This is a genomic window from Arthrobacter gengyunqii, from assembly GCF_023022985.1.
Classification (GTDB): Bacteria; Actinomycetota; Actinomycetes; order Actinomycetales; family Micrococcaceae; genus Arthrobacter_B; species Arthrobacter_B gengyunqii.
In genome coordinates this window covers 3388396-3406962 of record NZ_CP095461.1, presented here as the reverse complement: position 1 = coordinate 3406962, position 18567 = coordinate 3388396, and the positions used below count along the sequence as shown (strand labels likewise).

The window sequence follows — 18567 nt, the reverse complement described above, 5'->3', positions numbered from 1 at the left end:
GAAAAAGACGGCACCGGGTCTATCCCGGTGCCGTCTTTTCTTGTTAACTTATGCCCATGGAACTGATTTACGAGTAGCGCCCTTCCGGGCCGGATTACCGGCCCCGAGCGCCCGCTCTTATCGCTGACCCCTATTCGCCCGTATCGCCCGGGTAGGCGGTCCATGCTCCTCAGCGCAGGACGGCCATCATCAGCGCAGTTCCCGGCCGGTACTCAAAAAGTCCGGAGATCAACCATGGCATCATCCAAAAAGAACCCGTCCCTTCCATTGTCGGGGCTTGTGGCCCCCTTTCCTCCAGCCGCGTCCGAGCCGCCGCTGACGTCTTCAGTGAACATTGCTCCGGCTGCGGCAGCCAAGCTCGGCGCCGAAGCCGGGGCAATGACGGCTCCCGGCGCGGAAGCCGAGGCTGCCCTTCCCGGATGGCAAAGCCTGGGCAAGGATCACAAGCCCACGCACAGCTTCGGGAAACAGGGCCGGAGGGAGAAAAAAGTCCGCTGGTAGCAGCGGCGAAAGAGTAACCCGCTAATGCGCGCAGGGGCCCGGCAACACTCCGGGCCCCTGTGCATGCCCGGACTCCAGTGCCATGATGGACAGCCACAGCTACCGAAGATGCCCCGCTAACGCAAGAGGTTCCCATGCTGCTCAATGAGAAGAATGCCGTGATCTACGGAGGAGGCGGATCAATCGGGGGAGCGGTGGCCCGGGCCTTCGCACGGGAAGGGGCGCGTGTTTTCCTGGCAGGCGTGCACCCTGAGCCCTTGGAGCGGGTGGCCCGGGACATCCGGGCAAACGGAGGATTGGTGGAAACGGCGGTGCTTGACGCGACCAATGGGCACGCGGTGGATGAGCACGCCAATGATGTTGCGTCAACAGCCGGAAGCTTGGACATCTCCATGAACGTGATCGAGCACGGCGACGTGCAGGGCAAACCGATGGTGGAAATGCATGTGGAGGACTACCTGCGGCCGGTGTCCACCGCCGTGCAGACCATGTTTCTGACCTCGCGCGCCGCTGCCCGGCACATGATGCAGCAGCGCTCGGGTGTGATCCTGGTTTTCGGGGGTTCCGGAAACCCCTCGCCGGGCCTCTGGCTCGGCGGGCTAATCACTGCCTTCGAGGCCATGGAAGCCATGCGGCGCCAGCTCGCAGTGGAACTGGGGCCACACGGAATCAGGGTTGTCACGCTGCGCAGCGGCGGCATCCCCGAGTCCCTTCCTCCGGAAATGGAAGGGAGGGAGGACGTTGCGAACAGCATCGTCGGGGCCACTCTGCTGCAGCGCGCAGCAACCTTGGAGGAGGTGGGCAACGCCGCCGCTTTCGCCGCTTCGGACAAGGCCCGAAGCATGACTGCAGCTACGTTGAATATCAGCGCCGGAGCGATTATGGACCGCTAGCCGGGCAGATATCTCCGGTTACGCGGGGACCTTCCAGATGGTGAAGTCCTCAACGCTGATGGCGGTACGGATTCCTTCATCGTCGGTGCGGATCCAGACGGTACCCAAGCCGGGCGCGGTTTCGCGGACTTCTCCGCGGTAGTAAACCTGTTCTCCGCTGCGGACTTCCACGTGGTCTCCGCGGTGGATGGAGCGAATGTTTCGTACGCGCTTGGCGCGTGTGGTTGAGGAATGCTGCGGTGTGCTGACGGCTGGCACGGGCTCTCTTTCTCGATACTAGTTATGTCAACCCAGCGGCTTTTGGAAATATTCCCGCTCTGGCATGGAGTTTTGGGCGCCCGCCCCTGACGGCTAGTTTTGCCCCGCGTACGATCATGGACATGGATATGGACATCGTGGATTTCCTGCTGACACGCTTCCAGGACGACGCCGCGGAGTCCCGGAAACTCCTGACCGCGAGGGGCGTTACCCCTTCTGACCGCTGGTATGAGGAGCGGCTGCTGCGCGAGTGCGAAGCCAAGCTCATGCTGATCGACATCATCGGCGGTGCCCGGCGCAATGCCCTGGCGCGCATGCTCCTGGACCCGGACGGCCAGGGCAAGCTCTTCGCCGATGAGCTGGAGTGGACAACACTGGCGCTGGCATCCATGGCAGCTGCTTACCAGGACCATCCCGATTATCAGGACGGCTGGCGGCTCACCGAAAAACGCAGCTGAGGATAACTGATCCCGCCCAACTGGGCGAAGGCAGCCCGGTGCACCTAGATTGGCTGACATGACTGAAGCGAATTTCACAGGCGAACCGGATGGAAACACCGAGCTCCTGCGGGGGCTCGCCGAACATCACCACGTGGCCACCACCTTCAACGGCTGGGACGGAACCCGCCGTGAGGTTTCCAACGAGACCCTAAGCAGGGTGCTGGAAGCTCTGGGCGTGGCGACGGCTACACCTCAAGCCCAGGCGGAGTCACTGGCGGAGGCACGCCTGCAGCCATGGCGCCGAATGCTGCCGGGCTCCGTCGTCGTGCGCGAACACCGCAGCACAGCCGTGGCCGTACACCTGCCCGCGGGGATGAGGGCAGATGCGTGGATTGTGCTGGAGGACGGCGGCCGGCGGGAGTTGGATTGGCCGGCGTTGCCCGGTGAAGAACTGGACGTCGACGGGGTCCTCACCGGCCGCACGCTGGTACCGCTGCCGGCCGGCCTGCCGCTGGGATGGCACCGGATCGAAGTGCGTGCGGGTGAGCGGCAGGGCGAGACCGTTCTTGTGGTCACCCCGGAACGCCTGACAACGACGGAGGGCTTGGACCGCCGTCGGGCCTGGGGACTCATGGCGCAGCTCTACTCGGTACGGTCCTCCCGGTCCTGGGGTATCGGAGATCTGGGTGATCTGGCGGATCTTGCGGCGCTCTCCGGGGGCAGCCACGGTGCCGGCTTCCTCCTGACCAATCCGCTGCATGCGGCGGAACCGGCTCCGCCGGTGGAACCCTCGCCGTATCTGCCCACCACGCGGCGATTCTTCAATCCGCTCTACATCCGGGTGGAGGACATTCCGGAGTACGGCTATCTGCACGGCGAAGACCGCGCCAAGGTTGAGGCTGCAGCGCATTCCCTCGCTGCGGCCAACCGCTCTGATCAGAAGCTGGACCGCGACGCCACGTATGCCGCCAAGCTCGCCGCGCTGGAACTCGTCTTTTCGGTGCCCCGGAGCTTCGCGCGGCAACAGCAGTTCGACCGGTTCTGCGCGGCGGAAGGCGCGGGACTTTCGGATTTCGCCCTCTGGTGCGCCCTGTCTGAGAAGCTGCCGGCGGATGATCCCCGGTGGCAGCAGATCACCGGTCCGGACAGCGCCTGGGTTCAGGAACACCGGCAGGAGTACGCCGGGCGGGAACAGTTCCACACCTGGCTGCAGTGGATCTGCGACCAGCAGCTCGAAAACGCGCAGGCAGCCGCCCGCAGCGCCGGCATGGAGATCGGCATTGTGCATGACTTGGCGGTGGGCGTGCACCCGGCCGGAGCTGATGCGTGGATGCTTCGCCCGGTGCTGGCCCCCGGCGTATCAGTGGGTGCCCCGCCGGACATGTTCAACCAGCAGGGCCAGGACTGGAGCCAGCCGCCCTGGCATCCGCAGCGGCTCGCGGATGCCGGCTACCTTCCCTACCGGGACATGCTGCGCACCATCCTGCGCCATGCGGGCGGCATACGTGTCGATCACATCCTGGGCCTGTTCCGGCTCTGGTGGATTCCGCAGGGCTCGGGCCCGGGCGACGGCGCTTACGTGCACTTCGACCACGAGGCGCTGATCGGAATCCTGGTGCTGGAAGCGCAGCGGGCCGGCGCTGTGGTAATCGGCGAGGATCTTGGGGTGTTTGAGCCCTGGGTGCAGGAATACCTCGCCGAACGCGGCGTGCTGGGCACCTCCATCCTGTGGTTTGAGCACACCCCTTCCGGCCCCCGCCCGCCGGAGGAATACCGGCAGGGAGCCCTGACCTCGGTCAACACCCATGATCTGCCGCCCACCGCCGGCTATCTGGCCGGAGAGCATGTGGACCTGAGGGACTCGCTGGGGCTTTTGAACCGTCCGGTGGAGGAGGAGCGGGCGGCCGATGCCGCAGCCCAGGAGTCCGTCCTGGCGCTGGTCCGCAGCCGTGACCTGTTGCCGGAAGGGGCAGGCGGCACGGACAACGTCCAGCAGACGGTGGAGGCGCTGCACTCCTTCATTCTGCAGACGCCGTCGGTGCTCATCGGCGTCGCGCTGGCTGACGCAGTGGGGGAGCGGCGCACGCAAAACCAGCCCGGCACCGGGAACGAGTATCCGAACTGGCGCATTCCGCTCTGCGGCCCGGACGGCACCGCCATCCTGCTCGATGACCTGCCCGCCAACTCTCGCTTCACCTCGCTCGCGGACCTGATGAAGGACGCCATCTGACGCCCGCTGCCCGCCGGATAGCTGCGCCGCTGCGCCCTTCCGCAGGAAGCTAGTCCTCCGGCGGAAGGGCGATGCGGCGCAGCAGGTTGCGCAATTGGTCCCGTTCCCCGGGTGTCAGCGTCTTGAGGGACTCGTTGCTGGCGCTGTCGACCAACCGGGCGGCCTCCGTGAAGAGGCGGTGCCCGGCGTCGGTGGCGGCAATGATGTTGGAGCGGCGGTCCCGGGGATCGGCCATCCGGACCACCGCGCCGCGGCGCTCCAGCTGGTCCACGAGGGCCACAATCTGACTGGGATCCAGCGCGAGGAACTCCGCGAGTTCGCGCTGCGACGGCTGCATGCCGCTGCAGGCAAGAGACAGCACGGAATAGGAACGGACCTTCAGGTCCAGCGCCGCCAGGGCGGCGTTGGCCCGCGCCGACCCCAAGGACCGGGCCCGGGCAGCCAGGAATTCCGTCTCATTGGCCAGATCGGTGGAGTACAGCCGTCGAATGCCTTCGGTTGATTCCGGCGGGGACTCTTGCTGCGCTGCTCTCATGCGGACAGACTACGCCAAAAAACATACTGTTGACATCTTCAACTATCTAAGTTGTCATTGACGAACCGCGGGGATTTCCCGCCGCAGTGCTGCTGCGGGACGTGCGGTCGGAGCAAAGGAGCTTGGATGTCACTCGCGGGAAAATCTGCCATTGTCACCGGAAGCGGACGCGGTTTGGGACTGGCCTACGCCCTTGAGCTGGCCCGGTAAGGAGCATCCGTTGTGGTCGACGTCGACCAATCGGTCGCGGATGAAGCGGTGGCCAGTTGACCCAGCAGAAACTCGCCAGTATGCCGGCCAATGTCACGGCGTCCCTGGGCATGGTGGTCCGGCTGGCCCAGCGGCGCTGGCCCGGGAAACGGCGGGCGGCAACGGCATCGTGCTGGAAAATGACGTCGCGCGTTTCCATGCCGATGCCGAAGCCATCTATTCCTACGAGGGCACCCATGACATCAACGCCCTGATGGTTGGACGGGCGCTGACGGGCACCGCCGCTTTCGTTTGACCCACCTGCACCCCAGCCTAAGGAGAACCCATGACCACCACCGTTTCCCTCGGAGAACTGCCCGGACTCGCCGGCCGGGACCTGGGCTGGACCGGATACCGGGAAGTCACCCAGGAACAGATCAACACCTTTGCGGACGCCACCGATGATCACCAGTGGATCCATGTTGATCCGGAAAGGGCAGCGAACGGGCCTTTCCGCGCCCCCATCGCCCACGGTTTCCTGACCGTGTCCCTGGCCATTCCTTTCTGGAGCGACCTTCTGGAGGTCACCGGCGCGGAAACGAAGGTCAACTACGGCCTGGACAAAGTCCGTTTCGTCTCTCCGGTCCGGGTAGGCGCCAAAATCCGGATGAAGGCGCAGGTCACCGAGGTCACCGAGATCTCCGGCGGCTTTCAGATCGGTGTGGACCAGGTGATTGAGGCCGACGGCGAAACCAAGCCCGCCGTCGTCGCGCATTCCCTCTACCGCTTTTACGCATAAGCAACCCCCGCCCGGCCGGCCATGGTTCGGGCACCGTTTTCTCCCTCAAGGAAGAGGCAGGCTATGAGGAACAACATCATCAGGAAGCTCTCCACAGCGGCGGCAGGCGGGGTGCTGCTGACACTTGCCCTGGCCGGCTGCGGCTCCGGCTCGCTATCCGGAGACGAAGCGGAGTCATCGCCCTCGGCCGCCGAGAACTCCGGCGGCGCCGAACTGCAGAAGGTGGTGGTGGGGGTGCTGTCCATCGCGCCGTCCTCCGCCATGCAGTACGGCATTGATGAAGGCATCTTCGAGGAGCACGGCCTGGACATTGAACTGCAGACCGGCACCGGCGGCGCCGCCATGCTGCCGGCCGTGTCCACTGGAAGCATGAATTTTGCCGTGGGCAACCCGCTCTCGGTCATGGTGGCCAAGGACAAGGGCCTGGACATGAAGATTGTTTCCGGCTATTCGAATTCGAAGGCCGAGGGCAATGACATCAACGGCGTGGTGGTCCGCAAGGACTCGGGTATTGCTTCCTTTGCGGACCTGGAAGGCAAAACCACTTCCGTGAACGCGGTCAATACCCAGGGCGACCTCACCATCATGGAAAGCGCCTCGCTGGCCGGCGCTGATCCGAAAGGCATCAAATTCAATGAGATGCCCTTTCCGGACATGGAAGCACAGCTGGAGCTGGGCAACACTGACGCAGTGTGGCTGCCCGAGCCTTTCCTGAGTCGCGCCCTGGCCAACCCCGAAAACGTCCTGGTGGGCTATCCCAACCAGGAGGCCGTTCCCGGGATGCCGACCATGGTCACCTTCACCTCCGGCAACTACGCGCAGGAGAATCCGGAGATCGTCACTGCGTTCCAGGACGCCGTCACGGAAACACTGGAGCAGGCAGAGGCCAACATCGACGACGTCCGGGCTACCCTGCCAGCCTTCATGGGCATGGACATCGCGGTGGCGGAAAAGATGAACATGGAGGAATTCGACGGCAAACTCCGGTCCGATGAGCTCTCTTCCATGGGTGAGCTGATGCTGAAGTACGAATTCGTGGCGAAGGAACCGGACATCGCCGCCATGACGGTGCAGTAAGCGCCATGGAAAACCACGGGGTGGGCTCATGGATCTACCGCCGGCACCTGAAGTCCGCCGGCCGGACCGCCCTGGTGTTCCAGGACCGGAGCATCGGTTACACGGAGCTCAATGAGCGGATCAACCGGCTGGCGAACGCCCTGCGCAGCCGCGGGGTACGGCACGGCAGCCGAGTGGCGTTTCTCGGAGACAACCACCCGGCCTTCCTGGAAACGTTTTTCGCCGCCGGAACGCTGGGGGCGGTATTCGTGCCGCTGAACACCCGGCTTGCTCCGCCGGAAATCCGGTTTGCGCTGGAGGACTCAGGTGCCGCGGTGCTGGTGCACACGGGTGCGCTGGCCCCGCTGGCCCGCAGAGGTTCGGGCGGAACGGCGGTCGAGCTGCGGCTGGAAGTTGCGGACGGATCAGAGCCGGAGGAGGGAACCGCTGCGGGGCCGGGCACGGTCCCCGCGCTGGACTTCGACACCGTGCTGGATTTTGACTCCGTGATCGCCGCGGCGCCGCCGGAGCGGCTGGACGTGCCGGTGGGGCTGGAGGACGGGGCGATGATCCTGTACACCTCCGGGACCACCGGCCAGCCGAAGGGTGCCCTGCTGACTCACTCCAATCTCGCGTGGAACTGCTACAACGTGCTGGTGGACTATGACGTGTCCATGACGGAAGTGGCGCTGATGATCTCCCCGATGTTCCATGTGGCCTCCCTGGACATGGGCGTGCTGCCGGTGCTCCTGAAGGGCGGAACAGTGGTGCTTGAATCCCGGTTCGAACCGGGCCGTACGCTGGCTGCGATCGAACAGTACGCGGCCACGTACATCAGCGGTGTCCCCACCACCTTCCAGATGCTGTGTGAACATCCGGACTGGGACAAGCGGGACCTCACCTCGCTGACCACCATCACCTGCGGCGGCTCGGCAGTTCCCATGCGTGTGCTGGAGGCCTATGAGGCGCGCGGCCTGTCCTTTTCCAACGGCTACGGGATGACCGAAACGGCTCCGGGTGCCACCGCGCTTCCGGCCGCCCGATCGCGGGAGAAAGCCGGTTCCGCCGGATTACCGCACTTCTTCACCGATGTCCGGGTCAGCGGGCCGGACGGGCAGGTGCTCGGCGCCGGTGAAGTGGGGGAGATCCAGATTGCCGGACCGAACGTCATCCGCTCCTACTGGAACCGGCCGGACGCCACTGCGGACGCTTATGCGGACGGGGCCTGGTTCCGCTCCGGAGACATGGGCCATTTCGACGACGACGGTTTCCTCTTCATCTCCGACCGGCTGAAGGACATGATCATTTCCGGCGGCGAGAACATCTACCCCGCGGAGGTGGAGCAGGCCATCGCGGAGCTTGAGGCTGTCGGTGCCGTCGCCGTCATCGGTGTTCCGGATTCTCGATGGGGAGAAGTGCCGCGGGCCGTCATCACCGTTCGGGAGGGTTACGCACTGACGGCCGAAGAGGTGCAGGAACACCTCTTCGGCCGTCTGGCCCGGTACAAAGTGCCGCGCACCGTGCTGATGGTTTCGGATCTGCCGCGCACCGCCAGCGGAAAGATCCGCAAGGCGGAACTGCGGCGGCGGTATTCGGACTAGGACTCCAGCTTCATCGCCTTACGCAGGGTCAGCGCGCCGCCGCTCTGCATCACGGCCCGGCGGTAGATCTTCTCGCCGAAGCGCAGCAGGGCGTAGGCCGCGGCCAGGGCGATGGCCAGTGACAGGAAGGTCTCCCACAGCGGCACATCGGAGCTGAGCATCCGCACCGGCATCGCCACGGTGGAGATCACGGGGATGTAGGATGCCGCGACCAGCAGCTGGCCCTTGGCGAACAGACCGGCAAAGAGGGCCACGATGATCACCGTGAGCACCGGCCCGGAGCTGTTGTTCAGATCCTCGGACCGCGAAGCCATGGAACCGATCATGGCCCAGAGGGAGGCAAGGATCAGGAAGCCGACCAGGAAGAAGACCAGGAACCAGCCCGAGGCAGGAATGATGGTCCCGGCCAGGTCCGCGGTGTCGGTGAAGTTCAGGGCCAGCAGGGCGGCCCCGGCGTACAGGGCCAGTTGGATCATGGCCAGGACGGTGTTGCCGGCCACCTTGCCGTAGAGCAGCTGACGGATCGGAATGGCCGTGGCCAGGATTTCCACCACCCGGTTCTGCTTCTCTTCCAAGACCGAGGTGGCAATGGCCATGCCGAAGATGATCGCGGCCATGTAGAAGAGGAACCCGAACACGAATCCCGTGAACTGGGCGACAAACTGGTTCTCGGCGCTGCCGTTCAGCAGGGCGGTCTGGAACTCGCTGCCGGCCAGCAGGGCTTCGGGCGTGGTCCCGGCCTGACTCGCGTTGATTTCCAGGGCATGGGCCGTCAGGCCATCGGCGATGCCCTGCTGCAGTCCGCTGTCGAGTTCTTCGTTGCCGGTCAGTGTCCAGCCGTCGTAGCCCACCAGGAGTGCGGCGTCGGCCTCCCCGGAACGGACCAGTTCCTTGGCATCGTCCGGGCTGGAGGCTTCCACAGCCTTGAAGCGCGTGGTGCCGCCGTCGGCCCGGCTGGCTTCATCGGCGGCTTCAACGATGGTTTGCCCCTCCGGGACGGTCACGGTGATGTCGGAATTCGAGTTGGTCACGGCCACGGTGTATTCATCCGCACGGGTGCTCATGTAGGCGTTGAAGACCACGGTGCCCACAATCAGCACCAGCGTGACCAGAGTGGAGATCAGGTAGCTGCGGTCGCGGGCCTTGACCATGACCTCGCGGAGGGTGACGATCGCCCACGGCGGCGTTGGACGGGTTGTGGTGCTCATACTGCGGTCACCTCACGGTAGATTTCGCTTAGGGACGGACGGATGGGGGCGAACTCCTCCACGGAGCCGCGGGTGAGTGCAGTGGCGAGCAGGCGCTGCCGGGCCCCGTCGTCGTCGAACTCCAGGACGGCGGTGGGGCCGGCAACGTCCAGGACGCGCACCCCCGGCTCGTCCCGCACCCAGCCGGCATCCGGAGAAACTGTAATGCGGTGCCGGTTGACGGCCCGGGCACGCAGGTCATCGCCCGTGCCTGAGGCAATCACCTTGCCCTGCTGCAGGACCACCATGCTGTCGCAGAGCCGGTCCACCAGGTCCAGCTGATGGCTGGAGAAAAGAACCGGAACTCCGGCGGAGGTGCGTTCGCGCAGCAGATCCACCATGGAGTCCACGGCCACCGGATCCAAGCCGGAGAACGGCTCGTCCAGGATCAGCACATTTGGCTTGTGCAGCAGGGACGCCGCGATCTGCACCCGCTGCTGGTTGCCCAGGGACAGGGACTCCAGCTTGTCCTTGGTGCGTCCGCCGAGTCCGAACCGATCCAGCAGGTCCAGGGCGCCCTTTCGGGCGTCGGCCTGGGTCATCCGGTGCAGCTGGCCAAGGTAGATCAGCTGGTCCAGGATTGGCTGCTTGGGGTAGAGGCCGCGTTCCTCGGGCATGTACCCGAAAGTTGACCGGGCCTCGGCAGTCAGGGGAGCGCCGTCGAGCAGCACCTCACCGGAGGTTGCGCTCAGCACCCCCATGATCATCCGCATGGTGGTGGTTTTGCCGGCACCGTTGGCGCCCACAAAACCGGTCATCTGGCCGGACGGAACATCAAAGCTGACGTCATCCACCGCCAATTTGTCCCCAAATTTTCGGGACAGGTTGGAAACCTGCAGCATGGTGGCTGCTCCTTTCCCGGCCGTGCCGGGCATTGTGAGGAAATCTTCTCCTTCAACCCTAGGTGCCGCGGGAAGGCGGCGGATCGGCCGTGCGGGTGAACCGTTGCTGGGTTAGGGGCAGTGGCGGGCAGCGGAATCCGAGGGGTTCTCCCCCGGAAGGATGAGTCCGCTTTCATAGGCGAACACCACCGCCTGCACCCGGTCGCGGACCTGGATCTTGGCGAGCAGGTTGGAGATGTGGGTTTTGACCGTGGCTTCGGCCAGGAACATTTCGCGGGCAATTTCGGCGTTGCTTCGGCCGGCGGCAACCTGGACCAGGACTTCGCGCTCGCGGGCGGTCAGGGAGGCGAGGAGCTTCTGGGCGGCGGTTGCCGGGGCAGGAGCCGGCGTTCCGGCGGCAGTGGCTGCTGACTCGGCGTCGAGCGAGCGGGCGAAACGTTCGATAACGCGGATGGTGACTTCCGGCGCCAGCAGGGCGTGGCCGCAGGCGACGGCGTGCACTGCCGCCACGAGGTCATCCGGGTCCGCGTTCTTCAGCAGGAAACCACTCGCACCGGCACGGATGGCGTCAAAGAGGTAGTCGTCGCGTTCGAAGGTGGTCAGGATGATGACCTTGGCGGTGCCGGCCTGCACCACCTGCTCTGTGGCGCGGATTCCGTCCAGCACCGGCATCTGCACGTCCATCAGAATGACGTCCACCGGGTTAGCCGCGGCGAAATCCACTGCTTCGGCGCCGTTGGCCACCTGCCCCACCACCTCCATCTCGTCCTCGACGGAGAGCATCATGGCAAAGCCCGCCCGAACCAGGGCCTGGTCATCGGCCAGCAGTACGCGAATGGGGTTCATGTCGTCCTTCATCTCAGCAATAGTCTTAGCGGGATCTGTCATGCCGGGAGGCATCAGCGCTGCGTGAAGCGGACGCGGACCCGCCAGCCGCCGCCGGCGCGCGGCCCGATGTCGGCCGTACCGCCGTGCAGGGCCGCCCGCTCGCGGATTCCCCGCAGCCCGAACCCGGACCCGGCCCGGCTGCCCGGCCGGGGGCCGCCGTCGTCGACCGTCTCCACTTCAAGCCAGCGCACGCCGTCGGAGGAACCGGTGCGCAGCGCCACGACGGCGGAACCGGCGGTGGAGTGCCGGCACACGTTGGCCAGGGACTCCTGGACGGTGCGGTAGACGGACAGCGCCAGCGGAGCCGCGACGGTGTCCAGCGCACCCGGGATGTCTTCGACGCGGGTAAAGGTCACCCGCAGTCCGTTGGCCCGGTGCTCGGCCACCAGCGTTTCAAGGTCCGCAAGGCCCGGTTCGGGGCTGCGCCGGGCGCCGTCGCCGGCGGGATCCGCCTCGTCGCTGGCCCGCAGCACGCCCAGCAGGGAGCGCATTTCCTCCACCGCCTCACGGCTCGAGTCTTCGATGGTCTGCAGGGCTCCCGCCGCGGTTTCCGGCTTCTTCTCCATCACGCGCCGTGCCGCTCCGGCATGGACGCCGATGACCGCGATGTGGTGCGCGACGACGTCGTGCAGTTCGCGGGCGATCCGCAGCCGTTCGTTCACCACCGCCTGGTGCGCGAGTTCCGCCGACTGGGTGCGCAGCTGGTCTGCCTGTTCGGCGAGCCGTTCGCGCTGGTGCGCGCTGCGCCAGGAGGTGAGGCCGAAGAGGATGGCTCCGCCGAAGAAGGCTGCATTGATCAGGAATGAGTAAAAGGCGTAGGAGGCCAGCGGAGGCAGGATGCCGCGGTAGGTGTCATCGTCTTCCGTGGCGCTCTCGTTAAGGCTTTCCACAAAGGAGTCGTAGAAATTGGACACGGTGAAGCCGAGGATCAGCCACAGCGCCATTGCCGCGACCACCGCCACCAGCGCAAGCCGAAGCAGCCGCCGGTCCCGCGCCCAGGCCACGCCGGAGTAGATGGAGGCAAAATACGCGGCCTGGAAAGCGAGCTGGGTGCTGATGGCCGGCATGTACGTGCTCAGGAGGAAGAACAGCACCGAGGACACCAGGAGCACGGTGATCGGGAAGCGCCGGCGCAGGGCCAGCGGCGCCACCATCAGCGCGAGCACCAGGTGCTGCAGCCAGATCGGTCGGTCTTCGCCGCCCGCGGCGCCGAAGCCGCGGCTGGTTTCGAGTGCAATGGCGGCGACCAGGATGACCGCGGCGGTTCCGATGATGTCCCGCCGCACCTGGTCACGCGTGGGTGCCGGACGTTCCCAGTCGTCGTCGTTCTTCTTCCGCAGCCGGTCCCGGATCCACCCTGTGCTGTGGGCCGGGGCGGTCTCGGCTCTGGTTGCGCTGTCGATCATGGACCCCAGTCTAGGGGTGGGACGTCATGGCTGCCGGAGCTGGGCGGGGCCGGCCTTTTGTCATGCTGCCGCTGTGGAAAACTTCCGCGGGGTCATGTCCCGTTCGGTTGCTTCAGGGACTGTCCCAAAGCGCCGCCGCGGCTGTGCCGGGGGCAACAGGAATGGTTTACTCCTTAGTAACACCTGCCGCTGCTGCGGCCGGGCATCAGCGCGGATGACAGGACTCAATGCATGTTTGTTTCTGAAGTACAGGCAATCCTCCCGGAACTTGTGGCGCTGCGGCGCGAACTCCACCAGGATCCCGAAACCGGTCTCGATCTCCCGCGGACCCAGGAGCGGATCCTTGCGGCGCTGGAGGGCCTTGACCTGGAAATCACGGTCGGGCTGAAGGCGTCATCTGTTGTCGCTGTGCTCCGCGGCGCCGACCCGGGGCCGGCCGTCCTGCTGCGTGGGGACATGGATGCCCTGCCGGTGACCGAACTGACAGATCTGGACTACGCCTCGACCAACGGAAACATGCACGCCTGCGGGCACGATCTCCATGTGGCCGGGCTGGTGGGTGCTGCAAAGCTGCTGTGCGCTCAGCAACAGGATCTCGCCGGGAGCGTCATCTTTATGTTCCAGCCCGGCGAAGAAGGCCACAACGGAGCCAGCCTGATGATCGACGAGGGCGTGCTCGACGCCGCCGGGGAACGTCCCGTTGCCGCCTACGGAATCCATGTGCGTCCCGGTCCGCTGGGGGTTTTCCGCACCAAGGCCGGCACCCTGATGGCCGGAGCCAACGAGCTGCGGATTACTGTGAAGGGCTCCGGCGGCCACAGCTCCCAGCCGCAGACCGCCGTCGACCCTGTTCCCGCCCTCACCGAAATCGCTTCTGCGCTGCAGACCATGTCCACCCGCCGGTTCTCGGTGTTTGACCCGATTGTCCTGACCGTCACCCAGCTGGAGGCCGGGGAAGCCATCAACGTCATTCCTGATACGGCTAAGCTCGGGGCATCCGTGCGCACCCTGTCCGAGGAGTCGCTGGACCGGGTGATCGTTGAGTCGAAGGCGCTCGCCGAAGGGATTGCGGCTGCGCACGGCTGCAGTGTCGACGTCGATTTCACCGTCCGCTATCCGGTCACCCGCAACGATGCCGGCCGGACCCGCGAGGCACTGACCGATCTGCGGGCACTGTTTGGTGAAGACCGGGTGCTGGAATCCCGTGATCCGCTGATGGGGTCCGAGGATTTCTCCCTGGTGCTGGACGAAATCCCCGGGACCTTCCTGTTCCTTGGCGCCACACCGCCGTCGGTGGATCCAGCAACCGTCGCCTGGAACCATTCACCGCGGGTGCTCTTTGACGACTCCGTGCTGGGCGACCAGGCCGCAGCACTTGCCCAGCTGGCGTACAACCGCCTGACGTAGGCTTGCCCGCATGTCTCTCGTTTCACGCCTTGCCGCGGCTGCGGCCCAACCTGCCCCGCCGACGTCGAAGCCCCGCCGACTGGGCGCGATCGCCCTGGGCGCGTTCCTGGCGTTCGCCGGAACGTCGCACCTGACCTTTGCCCGTTCAGAGTTTCAGGCGCAGGTTCCGGACTGGGTTCCGCTGGATAACGACGCCGTCGTGCTGCTTTCCGGGGTGGCGGAGATCAGCCTCGGTGCCGCTCTGATCCTGCTCCGCAAGCGACGGGTGCCGGCGGGATGGGCCGCGGCGGCGTTCTTTGTGGCGATTTTCCCCGGCAACATTTCCCAGTACGTCACGCACACTGATGCTTTTGGCCTGGATACGGACGGCAAGCGTCTGGGCCGGCTGTTCTTCCAGCCCCTGCTGGTGATCTGGGCGCTGTGGTCCACGGGTGCGTGGAAGGCGTTGCGGGCTGCGGCGAAGAAGTAGCTGCGGGGGCATGGGGGCAGGGTCCCGGCCCCCATCCATTTCCCTCCGGTTTGGGAATTTCCGGCCACTTTGGGAAATCGCTGCCGCTTTAAACCGGCAGCGATTTCCCAAAACGGTCGCCGTTTCCCAAAGCGGAGGGAAATCAGTGCGGGCTCACGTGGGACGACTTCCGCGCGGCGAGAAAATGTCTCGGATCCTTGACTTTAAATGTCAAGGATCCCTAACATTGCCGTATGGTTCCTCGAAAGGCTGACTTTGCGAGTCCGGTGCGGGAGCGCCGGAAGCAGCAGCGCATGACCCAGGCAGAGCTGTCCGAGCTGGTGGGGGTGAGCCGGCAGACGATTATCGCCGTCGAGCAGGGCGACTACGCCCCGTCGGTGTATCTGGCCCTGAAGATTGCCCGTGCCTTGGGCGGGACCGTCGAGGAACTGTTCACCGACGAGGCGGGAGACCGGAAATGACACGCAAGCCGAACAGGCTCGACCGAGCCGCCGAACGAATCATGGACCTGGACAGTCCCGCCTACGGCGACGAACGGGAACGGTCCGTCTTCATGGAGTCGAATGCTTTCGGGTTGACGATCGGACTTTATGCGGGCCTCGTGGGTGCCTTCATCGCCGCAGTATTTGGGCTGTTCCTGCTGCCCGTGACGCTGTTGGTGCTAACGACGATGCTTCCGTCTCTCGCCGCGCTTTGGTACGCGAAGCGGCGCGGCGTGAATCCGCAGAAGCTCGCGGAAAATGCCGGGGCCCTGTCCACGATGTTGGGCATCGCGGTCTTTGGCGTGGGCATGGTGGTTACATTTGCGGCCATGGCCTACACCGTGTTCGCGGGCCAGCCGCTGATCAGCCCGCCGCAGTTTGACGTGACCCCCGGTGAAGGATTCTTTGGCGGGATGGCGCAGGGAGCTGTGGTCGGCGGCATGATCGGCGGAGCCGGGGCCATCATCGGCGGGGTGCACGGCTACCGGAAGGCGAACCGGACGCGGGACGTGCATGAAGGCTGACGGAAGGCGCTTGGGCACTGAGCATCCGTAGGTCTGCCGGATACCGTGGTGCGGAGCACCGATCCGGAACATCGACCACATTCGGCCCTTCCACCAGGGCGGACCCAGCGCCGCAGACAACCTGCAGGGACTGTGCGAAGCGTGCAACCAAGCCAAAGAAGCCCCCGGCTGGATTCCTCGATGATCCAGCCGGAGCCGAAGCCTTCGCGTGCTCCGGCAACGCACCACCGGTCGAATATGGGGCTGGCTCAGGCGTAGAAGCGCTGCAGGCTACGCGCGACGACCGCGGGCTTAGCGCCTCCCTCGATCTCAATCGTGACATCGACGGTGAGCTGGTAGCCGCCGGCGACTTCGGTCACCCCGGCGATGGCCGCGGTCATCCGGATGCGTGCGCCCACCTTAACGGGGGAGACGAAGCGCACTTTGTCGAGTCCGTAATTGACCTTCGTGGAGACGCCGTCGACAGTAAGCAGCGACTCCCACATCGGAATGAGCAGGGAGAGGGTGAGGAACCCGTGCGCGATGGGCGCGCCGAAGGGGCCGTCCTTGGCACGCTCGGGGTCGGTGTGGATCCACTGGTGGTCGTCGGTGGCGTCCGCAAAGGTGTTGACCTGCTCCTGCGTTATCGTCCGCCAGTCAGTGAAGCCGAGGTCGGAGCCCACGAGGTCGGGCAGGTCGGAATAGGCGGTGGTTGTTGTCATGGTGTTGGTCCTTTTGCTAGGGGGTCAGGCGAAAGCGGACTGGCCGGTGAGGGCTCGTCCGACGATGAGGGAGTTGATCTCGTGCGTTCCTTCGTACGAGTAGACGGCTTCCGCGTCAGCGAAGAACCGTGCGACGTCGTGTTCAAGGAGGATCCCGTTGCCGCCGAGGATTTCGCGCGCCAGGGCGACGGTCTCGCGCGCGTGCAGCGAGGTCCACATCTTGGCCAGCGCGGAGTTCTCGTCGCTGAAGTCGCCGGCATCCTGGCGGGCGGAGAGCTGTACGACCATTGCGAGCGAGGCAACTGTGTTGCCAAGCATGCGGGCAAGCTTTTCCTGAATGAGTTGGAAGCCTCCAATCGGCTTTCCGAATTGCTCGCGCTTGCGCACGTAGTCGAGCGTGGCTTCAAGCGCACCGGCCTGCAGGCCAGCGGCGATCCAAGCGACATCCGAGCGCATGGCGCGGAGAATCCGGGAAACATCGCGCCACGAATTGACGCCTTGCAACCGGTTGGACTCGGAAACACGCACACCGGTCAGAGTAATAACCGCGTTCTGCATTGGCCGCAGGGCGATCTTGCCCGAGATGGGGCTCAGCGCAACGCCGGGCGCATCCCGAGGCACGATGAAGGCCTTGACCTGCCCGTCGGCGGTATCCCGGGCGAAGACAGCAAACACATCGGCCGACGACGCGCCACCGATCCAGCGCTTAGCGCCGTCCAAAACCCAATGCGCGCCGTCACGCCGTGCGGTCGTTGCCATGCCGCCAGCGATATCGGAACCGTGATCCGGCTCGGTGAGGGCGAACACGCCCTTCAGCGTGAACGAGCGGATCTCCGGATCGAGATTCGCCGCCTGCTCGGGCGCCCCGCCGAGGGCGCAGGCGGTGCGGAACAGTCCGGACTGTGCGTTGTACAAGGTGGCGACGGAGACGTCTGTGCGCGCGAGTACGTAGTTGCGAAAGCCGGCGAACATCGACGAGCGTGCCTCGTGATCCGGGACGTCCTTCGGCTCCATCAGATTCAGGGGTGTCAGGGCATCGAGCACGCCGTCGGGCATCGTCGCGGTCTCCCATGCGTCTGCCATCAGGGGACGCACCTCACGATCAAGGATGCCCGCGAGTTCGGCGAGGGCGGCCCGCGCCGCCCCACTCAGATGTGTCTCGGCGAAGCCGTAGGGGTCTATTCCGATCGCGGATGCCGTGAGGGTCATGCTGTTCCTCCGAGGCCCAGCAGGCGCACCGCGTTGTCTTTCATGATCCCGGGGAGTACCTCCGGCTTGAAGGGGGCCTGTTCCACGTCGCGGAGCCAGCGGTCGGGGGTGATCATGGGAAAGTCGGAGCCGAACAGCACACGCCGCTTCAATGTCGAGTTCGCCGCTCGCACGAGCTCTGGCGGAAAGTACTTCGGGCTCCAGCCCGAGAGATCGATCCACGTGTTGTGCTTGTGTGTTGCAACCGAGATCGCTTCGTCCTGCCAGGGCACAGAGGGGTGGGCCATGATGATCTGGAGCTCGGGGTGCTCGGCTGCCACCACATCAAGCAGCATTGGGTTCGAAAGTCCCAGGCGCAGGCCGCGTCCGCCCGGCAATCCGGCGCCTATGCCGGTCTGCCCCGTGTGGAACAAGGCAATGACGCCGGCCTCCTGGAGCATTTCGTATAAGGGGAAGTATGCCGTGTCGCTCGGGTCAAAGTTCTGCAGGGTCGGGTGGAACTTAAAGCCGCGCACGCCCTGATCCTCGATGAGCCGGCGTGCGTGTTCCACTGCGGCTGCACCGCGCAACGGGTCTACGGAACCGAAAGGGATGAGCACGTCGTTGTTGCGTGCTGCGCCCTCGGCGATGTCCTCACTTCGAATGGGCTGGTGGCCCAGCGAGGTTGTCACGTCGACAGTGAAGACGACAGCAGCCATCCGGCGCTCGCGGTAGTAGTCCGCAACCGAATCGAGGTCGGGCCTCGGGCCGTCCGTGGCGAAGTATTTCGATGCAGCTTCGGAGAGGTCGGCGGGCAGGGAAGGGTGCCCGTGCGCGCCCACTTCTATGTGGACGTGCATGTCGATAGCGGTGATCGCGTCAACATCGATGGCAGGTTCGTATCGGGTCAT

The 18567-nt window shown here is 65.3% G+C and carries 21 protein-coding genes and 1 pseudogene; 13 read left to right on the top strand and 9 right to left on the bottom strand.

What is annotated here, in order from left to right:
* Positions 1–234: 234 nt before the first annotated feature.
* Complete coding sequence (locus tag MUG94_RS15750; RefSeq protein WP_227890632.1) at positions 235–501, top strand: hypothetical protein; 267 nt, start codon at positions 235–237, stop codon at positions 499–501.
* A gap of 134 nt (positions 502–635) precedes the next feature.
* Positions 636–1394 carry an SDR family NAD(P)-dependent oxidoreductase gene (locus tag MUG94_RS15745; RefSeq protein WP_227907094.1) on the top strand — a complete coding sequence of 253 codons (759 nt, stop codon included), beginning with the start codon at positions 636–638 and terminating at the stop codon, positions 1392–1394.
* 18 nt (positions 1395–1412) lie between these two features.
* Here MUG94_RS15745 and MUG94_RS15740 read toward each other — a convergent pair whose 3' ends face one another.
* Complete coding sequence (locus tag MUG94_RS15740) at positions 1413–1652, bottom strand: SH3 domain-containing protein (protein ID WP_227890630.1); 240 nt, start codon at positions 1650–1652, stop codon at positions 1413–1415.
* Positions 1653–1774: 122 nt separating this feature from the next.
* On the opposite strand from MUG94_RS15740, the gene MUG94_RS15735 reads away from it, so the two are divergent.
* Both MUG94_RS15735 and malQ read left to right on the top strand, forming a co-directional pair.
* Positions 1775–2110 carry a DUF6221 family protein gene (locus tag MUG94_RS15735; protein WP_227890629.1) on the top strand — a complete coding sequence of 112 codons (336 nt, stop codon included), beginning with the start codon at positions 1775–1777 and terminating at the stop codon, positions 2108–2110.
* Positions 2111–2168: 58 nt separating this feature from the next.
* Positions 2169–4322 carry a 4-alpha-glucanotransferase gene (gene malQ / locus MUG94_RS15730; protein WP_227907093.1) on the top strand — a complete coding sequence of 718 codons (2154 nt, stop codon included), beginning with the start codon at positions 2169–2171 and terminating at the stop codon, positions 4320–4322.
* A 49-nt stretch (positions 4323–4371) separates the two neighbouring features.
* Here malQ and MUG94_RS15725 read toward each other — a convergent pair whose 3' ends face one another.
* Positions 4372–4857 (bottom strand): MarR family winged helix-turn-helix transcriptional regulator, encoded by a 486-nt coding sequence (locus MUG94_RS15725; protein WP_227907092.1) that lies wholly within the window; start codon positions 4855–4857, stop codon positions 4372–4374.
* A gap of 263 nt (positions 4858–5120) precedes the next feature.
* Here MUG94_RS15725 and MUG94_RS15720 point away from each other — a divergent pair.
* From MUG94_RS15720 to MUG94_RS15705, 4 genes and pseudogenes are all read left to right on the top strand, one after another.
* A pseudogene (locus MUG94_RS15720) lies at positions 5121–5362 on the top strand (acyl-CoA dehydrogenase family protein); the annotation flags it as partial.
* A 30-nt stretch (positions 5363–5392) separates the two neighbouring features.
* Positions 5393–5845 (top strand): MaoC family dehydratase, encoded by a 453-nt coding sequence (locus MUG94_RS15715; RefSeq protein WP_227907091.1) that lies wholly within the window; start codon positions 5393–5395, stop codon positions 5843–5845.
* A gap of 63 nt (positions 5846–5908) precedes the next feature.
* Entirely contained in the window at positions 5909–6922 is a 1014-nt protein-coding gene (locus tag MUG94_RS15710; RefSeq protein WP_227907090.1) for an ABC transporter substrate-binding protein, read from the top strand.
* Positions 6923–6927: 5 nt separating this feature from the next.
* Entirely contained in the window at positions 6928–8502 is a 1575-nt protein-coding gene (locus MUG94_RS15705) for an acyl-CoA synthetase (protein ID WP_227907089.1), read from the top strand.
* Here MUG94_RS15705 and MUG94_RS15700 read toward each other — a convergent pair.
* From MUG94_RS15700 to MUG94_RS15685, 4 genes are all read right to left on the bottom strand, one after another.
* Entirely contained in the window at positions 8499–9710 is a 1212-nt protein-coding gene (locus tag MUG94_RS15700) for an ABC transporter permease (RefSeq protein WP_227907088.1), read from the bottom strand. The two genes, MUG94_RS15705 and MUG94_RS15700, sit on opposite strands and share 4 nt — an antisense overlap.
* Positions 9707–10591: an ABC transporter ATP-binding protein gene (locus MUG94_RS15695; RefSeq protein WP_227907087.1), complete on the bottom strand. Its 885-nt coding sequence runs from the start codon at positions 10589–10591 to the stop codon at positions 9707–9709. The genes MUG94_RS15700 and MUG94_RS15695 overlap by 4 nt, the downstream gene beginning before the upstream one ends.
* 111 nt (positions 10592–10702) lie before the next feature.
* Entirely contained in the window at positions 10703–11479 is a 777-nt protein-coding gene (locus tag MUG94_RS15690) for a response regulator (RefSeq protein ID WP_227890618.1), read from the bottom strand.
* A gap of 11 nt (positions 11480–11490) precedes the next feature.
* Positions 11491–12885, bottom strand: a complete 1395-nt coding sequence (locus MUG94_RS15685) for a sensor histidine kinase (RefSeq protein ID WP_227907086.1) — start codon at positions 12883–12885, stop codon at positions 11491–11493.
* Between the two features lie 231 nt (positions 12886–13116).
* On the opposite strand from MUG94_RS15685, the gene MUG94_RS15680 reads away from it, so the two are divergent.
* The 5 genes from MUG94_RS15680 to MUG94_RS15660 all read left to right on the top strand — a co-directional run bounded on the left by MUG94_RS15680 (position 13117) and on the right by MUG94_RS15660 (position 15951).
* Positions 13117–14292 (top strand): M20 metallopeptidase family protein, encoded by a 1176-nt coding sequence (locus MUG94_RS15680; RefSeq protein WP_227907085.1) that lies wholly within the window; start codon positions 13117–13119, stop codon positions 14290–14292.
* Positions 14293–14302: 10 nt separating this feature from the next.
* Positions 14303–14761 carry a DoxX family protein gene (locus tag MUG94_RS15675; protein ID WP_227907084.1) on the top strand — a complete coding sequence of 153 codons (459 nt, stop codon included), beginning with the start codon at positions 14303–14305 and terminating at the stop codon, positions 14759–14761.
* A gap of 233 nt (positions 14762–14994) precedes the next feature.
* Entirely contained in the window at positions 14995–15222 is a 228-nt protein-coding gene (locus MUG94_RS15670; RefSeq protein ID WP_104053205.1) for a helix-turn-helix transcriptional regulator, read from the top strand.
* Positions 15219–15767, top strand: a complete 549-nt coding sequence (locus MUG94_RS15665; protein WP_227907083.1) for a hypothetical protein — start codon at positions 15219–15221, stop codon at positions 15765–15767. The genes MUG94_RS15670 and MUG94_RS15665 overlap by 4 nt, the downstream gene beginning before the upstream one ends.
* Before the next feature lie 40 nt (positions 15768–15807).
* Complete coding sequence (locus MUG94_RS15660; protein WP_341482153.1) at positions 15808–15951, top strand: HNH endonuclease; 144 nt, start codon at positions 15808–15810, stop codon at positions 15949–15951.
* A 64-nt stretch (positions 15952–16015) separates the two neighbouring features.
* Here MUG94_RS15660 and MUG94_RS15655 read toward each other — a convergent pair whose 3' ends face one another.
* From MUG94_RS15655 to MUG94_RS15645, 3 genes are read right to left on the bottom strand one after another with little or no spacing between them, the layout of a single operon-like run.
* Positions 16016–16468 carry a MaoC family dehydratase gene (locus MUG94_RS15655; protein WP_210232469.1) on the bottom strand — a complete coding sequence of 151 codons (453 nt, stop codon included), beginning with the start codon at positions 16466–16468 and terminating at the stop codon, positions 16016–16018.
* Between the two features lie 24 nt (positions 16469–16492).
* On the bottom strand, positions 16493–17677 hold the full coding sequence (locus MUG94_RS15650) for an acyl-CoA dehydrogenase family protein (RefSeq protein WP_227907082.1): 1185 nt from the start codon (positions 17675–17677) through the stop codon (positions 16493–16495).
* On the bottom strand, positions 17674–18567 hold the full coding sequence (locus tag MUG94_RS15645) for an amidohydrolase family protein (RefSeq protein ID WP_227907081.1): 894 nt from the start codon (positions 18565–18567) through the stop codon (positions 17674–17676). The genes MUG94_RS15650 and MUG94_RS15645 overlap by 4 nt, the downstream gene beginning before the upstream one ends.

What these genes read in the sequence shown, in the direction of transcription:
- MUG94_RS15645 (WP_227907081.1), bottom strand. Translation starts at nt 18,567, where the DNA reads ATGACCCGATACGAACCTGCCATCGATGTTGACGCGATCACCGCTATC.
- MUG94_RS15690 (WP_227890618.1), bottom strand. Translation starts at nt 11,479, where the DNA reads ATGACAGATCCCGCTAAGACTATTGCTGAGATGAAGGACGACATGAAC.
- MUG94_RS15705 (WP_227907089.1), top strand. Translation starts at nt 6,928, where the DNA reads ATGGAAAACCACGGGGTGGGCTCATGGATCTACCGCCGGCACCTGAAG.
- MUG94_RS15745 (WP_227907094.1), top strand. Translation starts at nt 636, where the DNA reads ATGCTGCTCAATGAGAAGAATGCCGTGATCTACGGAGGAGGCGGATCA.
- MUG94_RS15655 (WP_210232469.1), bottom strand. Translation starts at nt 16,468, where the DNA reads ATGACAACAACCACCGCCTATTCCGACCTGCCCGACCTCGTGGGCTCC.
- MUG94_RS15650 (WP_227907082.1), bottom strand. Translation starts at nt 17,677, where the DNA reads ATGACCCTCACGGCATCCGCGATCGGAATAGACCCCTACGGCTTCGCC.
- MUG94_RS15680 (WP_227907085.1), top strand. Translation starts at nt 13,117, where the DNA reads ATGTTTGTTTCTGAAGTACAGGCAATCCTCCCGGAACTTGTGGCGCTG.
- malQ (WP_227907093.1), top strand. Translation starts at nt 2,169, where the DNA reads ATGACTGAAGCGAATTTCACAGGCGAACCGGATGGAAACACCGAGCTC.
- MUG94_RS15715 (WP_227907091.1), top strand. Translation starts at nt 5,393, where the DNA reads ATGACCACCACCGTTTCCCTCGGAGAACTGCCCGGACTCGCCGGCCGG.
- MUG94_RS15685 (WP_227907086.1), bottom strand. Translation starts at nt 12,885, where the DNA reads ATGATCGACAGCGCAACCAGAGCCGAGACCGCCCCGGCCCACAGCACA.
- MUG94_RS15695 (WP_227907087.1), bottom strand. Translation starts at nt 10,591, where the DNA reads ATGCTGCAGGTTTCCAACCTGTCCCGAAAATTTGGGGACAAATTGGCG.
- MUG94_RS15750 (WP_227890632.1), top strand. Translation starts at nt 235, where the DNA reads ATGGCATCATCCAAAAAGAACCCGTCCCTTCCATTGTCGGGGCTTGTG.
- MUG94_RS15710 (WP_227907090.1), top strand. Translation starts at nt 5,909, where the DNA reads ATGAGGAACAACATCATCAGGAAGCTCTCCACAGCGGCGGCAGGCGGG.
- MUG94_RS15665 (WP_227907083.1), top strand. Translation starts at nt 15,219, where the DNA reads ATGACACGCAAGCCGAACAGGCTCGACCGAGCCGCCGAACGAATCATG.
- MUG94_RS15675 (WP_227907084.1), top strand. Translation starts at nt 14,303, where the DNA reads ATGTCTCTCGTTTCACGCCTTGCCGCGGCTGCGGCCCAACCTGCCCCG.
- MUG94_RS15735 (WP_227890629.1), top strand. Translation starts at nt 1,775, where the DNA reads ATGGATATGGACATCGTGGATTTCCTGCTGACACGCTTCCAGGACGAC.
- MUG94_RS15700 (WP_227907088.1), bottom strand. Translation starts at nt 9,710, where the DNA reads ATGAGCACCACAACCCGTCCAACGCCGCCGTGGGCGATCGTCACCCTC.
- MUG94_RS15670 (WP_104053205.1), top strand. Translation starts at nt 14,995, where the DNA reads ATGGTTCCTCGAAAGGCTGACTTTGCGAGTCCGGTGCGGGAGCGCCGG.
- MUG94_RS15725 (WP_227907092.1), bottom strand. Translation starts at nt 4,857, where the DNA reads ATGAGAGCAGCGCAGCAAGAGTCCCCGCCGGAATCAACCGAAGGCATT.